The sequence below is a fragment of the Rhizobacter sp. genome (genome assembly GCF_035702065.1).
Taxonomy (GTDB): domain Bacteria; phylum Pseudomonadota; class Gammaproteobacteria; order Burkholderiales; family Burkholderiaceae_C; genus Rhizobacter.
Genome location: NZ_DASSRA010000260.1, coordinates 1 through 4,064, shown reverse-complemented (window position 1 = coordinate 4,064; position 4,064 = coordinate 1). Strand labels below are relative to the sequence as shown.

Here is a 4,064-nt window from a genome sequence, read left to right as displayed (position 1 = left end):
CCTTTGCCGCGGCGCAGCAGCTGGTCACAGAAGAGGGCCGCAGCATGGTCCACCCCTTCGACGGCCCGCGCACCGCCGAAGGCACGGCCACCATCGGCCTGGAACTGATGCGCGAGGTGCGCGGGCTCGACGCGGTGGTGGTGCCGGTGGGCGGCGGCGGGCTGTGTGGCGGCATTGCCGCGGCGGTGAAGCAGATCAACCCGCGTTGCCAGGTGTTCGGCGTGGAGCCTTTCGGCGCGGACGCGATGTACCGCAGCTTCCAGGCCGGCCACCCGGTGACGCTGCCGCGCGTGGACACCATCGCCGACAGCCTGGGTGCGCCCTACGCGCTGGCCTACAGCTACGGCCTGTGCCGCCGCTTCGTCGACGACATCGTGCGTGTCGACGACGATGCCCTCGCGGCCGGCGTGCAGCACCTCTTCCGCGACATGAAGCTGGTGGCCGAGCCCGCCGCAGCGGCCGCCACGGCCGCCCTGCTGGGGCCGCTGCGCGAGCGGCTCGACGGCAAGCGGGTGGCGCTGATCGTGTGCGGCTCCAACATCGACGCGAAACGGTTCGGTGAGCTGTTGATGTCTGCGACAAGCGGTAGCACCCGCGCAGTGGGGTGACCATCAAGCAACGCCCGCGGAGCCGGCTTTGCCGGTCCGCCAGGCGGCGCCCCTTGGGGGCAGGAGCGAAGCGACTGGGGGGCTAACCTGTCAGTGTCTTGACGAAGCGCACCGCGTCGGCCACGCCCTGGTAGTAGCCGTCCTGCTGGCCCGCGGGCTCGAAGCCGTGGTGTCGGTAGAAGGCGCGTGCGCCGGCGTTGTCGGAGCGCGCTTCGAGGCAGATCTTGCCGATGCCGGCCACGCGGGCGGTGGCTTCCAGCCAGGCCAGCAGCGCGCTGCCCACGCCCTGGCGGCGGCAGCGCGGCTGGGTGGCGAACAGCAGCACATGGGCTTCGGTCTCGCCGTAGCTCATGATGGCAAAGCCCAGCATGTCGCTGCCTTGCCGTGCGACGACCACGTTGGTGTCGGCGTCGGCCATGCTGTTCATCACGCGGTGCGGCGTCCAGCGCCATTCCAGGCCCTGCTCGATGGCGCGGCGCGAGAGCGCGGCGATGGTCACCGCGTCGGACGGCACGGCCAGGGTGATGTCGCTTTCGGTGATCATGGTGGCTGCATTCTCACCATCGCCGGTCGCGGTGACAATGGCTTCTTTCCAGCTCCGGCCGATTGCCTGCTCCCCACCTGTGCGCGCCCTGCTGTTCCTTGCCCTGACCCTGTGGTTCACCCCGTTCGCGCATGCCGCAGGCGATGCCTTGGCCGACGTGCGCGAGTTGCTCGAGCAGAGCCAGGCGCAGGTGAAGGTCGACCCCGAGCGCAGTCGGCGGCTGGCCGAACAGGCCTTGCAGCAGCTCGCCGGCCAGTCCAATGGTCAGGAGCAGGTCGACCTGCAAGTGCGCGCCCACCTGCTGCTGTGCGACTACCAGTCCGAGCGCGATGCCGCGGCCGCGCAGCAGCACGTGGCACAGGGCCGCGCGCTGCTCGGCCGGCTGCAGCGCAAGGGCCTGGCCGCCGGTCTGCTGGGCTGCGAAGGCCAGCTGCGCGAGGCGGCCGGTGACAACGCGGCGGCGCTTGCGCTCTACGAGCAGGAAGTCGCGCTCGCCGAGCAGGCGCAAGACGACGAGATGCTGGCCGACGGCCTGTTCAACCGCGGCCACCTGCGCGGCGTGCGCGGCGAGTTCGCCAACGGGCTCACCGACCTCAAGCGCGCGCGGGCGCTGTTCGAGCGCCTGAACCTGCCGCTGTACACGCTGACGGTGGAGAACACCATCGCCATCCTCTACAACCGCATGGGCGACCACGCGCAGGCACGGCACTACTACGAGTCGGCGCTGAAGGCGCAGACCGCCGCCGGCCTGGTGCGCGAGCAGGCGGTCACGCAGTACAACCTCGGCCGCTCGCTGGAAAGCCTGGGCGACTGGGACGCCGCCCAGCGCAGCTTCGACAACGTGCTCAAGCTCAGCCGCGAGCTCGACTACGCGCGCGGCATCGCCTATGCGCTGCGCGGCCTGGCCAGCGTGCAGAACGCGCGCCGCGAGCCGCAGCAGGCCCTCGCGCTGCTGGCTCAGGCCGAAGCCCAGCAGAAGAACGTGCCCGATGCGCGCCTGGGCGCGCAGATCCTGCTGCAGCGGGGCGTTGCGCTGCGCCTGCTGCGCCGCCTGCCCGAGAGCGTGGTGGCACTCAACGAGGCGCTGAAGGTGTTCAGCACCGCCGACGCGCTGGCCGAGCAGGCCGCCACCCACGGCGCGCTCGCCGAGACGCTCGCCGAGCAGGGCGATTGGCGCGCCGCCTTCGACCAGCAGACGCGCTTCAAGGCCGCCACCGACCAGCTGCTCACGCGCCAGCTCGACCAGCGCTTCGCCACGCTCAAGGTGGAGTACGACAACGCCGCGCGCGACCGCGAAATGATCCTGCTGCAACAGGCGCAGGCCGCGACCGAGCATGCGCTCGCGCAGGAGCGCCTGGCCGGCCGCCTGCTGTCGGTGGCGATCGTGCTCGCCACCGTGCTGCTGGTGGTGCTGGGCGTGCTGCTCTGGCGCCACCGCCGCACCAGCGTGGCCATGCGCGGCCTGGCCATGACCGACGAGCTCACCAGCCTGCCCAACCGCCGCGCCGCGCTGGCCGAGGTTGAGGTGCACCTCGCGCGCGCCGAGCCGCAGTGCGCGCTGCTGCTGGCCGACATCGACTTCTTCAAGGCCATCAACGACAACCACGGCCACCTGGCGGGTGACCAGATCCTGCGCGCCGTGGCCGGTGCGGTGCGCAACATCGGCGGCGGGGCCGCGGGCAGCGCGGCCTGCCTGGCACGCTTCGGTGGCGAGGAGTTCGTGGCGGTGCTGCCGGGCCTCTCGTTGGAGGCGGCGGTCGAGGCGGCCGAGCGCTTTCGTGCCGAGGTGGCGGCGCTCGATGTCTCGCGCTGGTCGCACGACCGCGGCGTGACCATCAGCATCGGCGTGACCACGCTGGCCGCGGGCGATGGCCTCAGCAGCCTGCTGCGCCGCGCCGACGAGGCGCTCTACGCGGCCAAGGCGGCCGGCCGCAACAGCGTGGTGGCGCGGCCGGCGCCGGCCTCACTCAGGCATGACAGCGCGCCTGTCACGGCGACCGCCGTGCCCGCGGCGTCACTCGGCGGTGGCGCCTGAGTCCTTCACCACCTTGGCCCACTTGGTGATCTCGCTCTTCTGATACGCGGCCAGCTCGGCCGGCGTGCCGCCCACCGGGTCCAGGCCCAGCTCCAGCAGCTTCTTCGACACTTCGGGCGACTTGAGGATGCGGCTCACCTCGCCTTGCAGCTTGTCGACGATGGGCGCGGGCGTGTTGGCCGGCGCGAACATCGCAAACCACGAGACAGCCTCGAAGCCCGGCAGGCCCGATTCGGCCAACGTGGGGATGTCGGGCGCGGCGGCCGAGCGCTGCGCCGACGTGACGCCCAGCGCGCGCAGCTTGCCCTCGCGCACCAGCGGCAGGCTGGAGGGCATGTTGTCGAACATCATGGTCACGCGCCCGCCCAGCAGGTCGGGGATGGCGCTGGCGCGGCCCTTGTACGGGATGTGCTCCATGTCGATGCCCGTCATGGTCTTGAAGAGCTCGCCCGAGACGTGGATCGAGGTGCCCGAGCCGGATGAAGCGAAAGTCATCTTGCCGTCCTTCTTGCCCAGCGCGATGAACTCCTTGAGGTTCTTCGCCGGCACGTCGGGGTGGATGACGAGCATGTTGGGCGTGGTGGCGAGCAGGGTGACGGGCGCGAAGTCCTTCACCATGTCGTAGGGCATCTTCTTGTAGAGCGCGCCGTTGATCGAGTGCGTGCCCACGGTGCCCAGCACCACGGTGTAGCCATCGGGCGCGGCCTTGGCGACGGCGTTGGCCCCGGTGTTGCCGCCCGCGCCGGGCATGTTGTCGACGATGACCGACTGGCCCCAGGCCGTCTGCAGCTTGTCGCCGATCAGGCGCGCCAGGATGTCGGGCGCCCCGCCGGTGGTGAAGGTCACGACGATGTGGATGGGCTTGCTTGGGTAGGCG

4 protein-coding genes are annotated in these 4,064 nt (G+C 71.0%); 2 read left to right on the top strand and 2 right to left on the bottom strand.

Going from position 1 to position 4,064, the window contains the following annotated elements:
- A partial coding sequence (locus tag VFL64_RS12020; RefSeq protein ID WP_489540613.1) for a pyridoxal-phosphate dependent enzyme occupies window positions 1–608 on the top strand: 608 nt, incomplete at its 5' end.
- Window positions 609–690: 82 nt separating this feature from the next.
- On the opposite strand, the gene VFL64_RS12015 is transcribed toward VFL64_RS12020, so the two are convergent.
- Entirely contained in the window at window positions 691–1,152 is a 462-nt protein-coding gene (locus tag VFL64_RS12015) for a GNAT family N-acetyltransferase (RefSeq protein WP_489540612.1), read from the bottom strand.
- Window positions 1,153–1,231: 79 nt separating this feature from the next.
- Here VFL64_RS12015 and VFL64_RS12010 point away from each other — a divergent pair, with 79 nt between their 5' ends.
- A complete protein-coding gene (locus tag VFL64_RS12010) occupies window positions 1,232–3,187 on the top strand; it encodes a GGDEF domain-containing protein (protein WP_489540611.1) in 1,956 nt (651 codons plus the stop codon).
- Here VFL64_RS12010 and VFL64_RS12005 read toward each other — a convergent pair.
- The coding region (locus VFL64_RS12005) for a Bug family tripartite tricarboxylate transporter substrate binding protein (protein ID WP_489540610.1) at window positions 3,167–4,064 on the bottom strand (898 nt) is incomplete at its 5' end. The two genes, VFL64_RS12010 and VFL64_RS12005, sit on opposite strands and share 21 nt — an antisense overlap.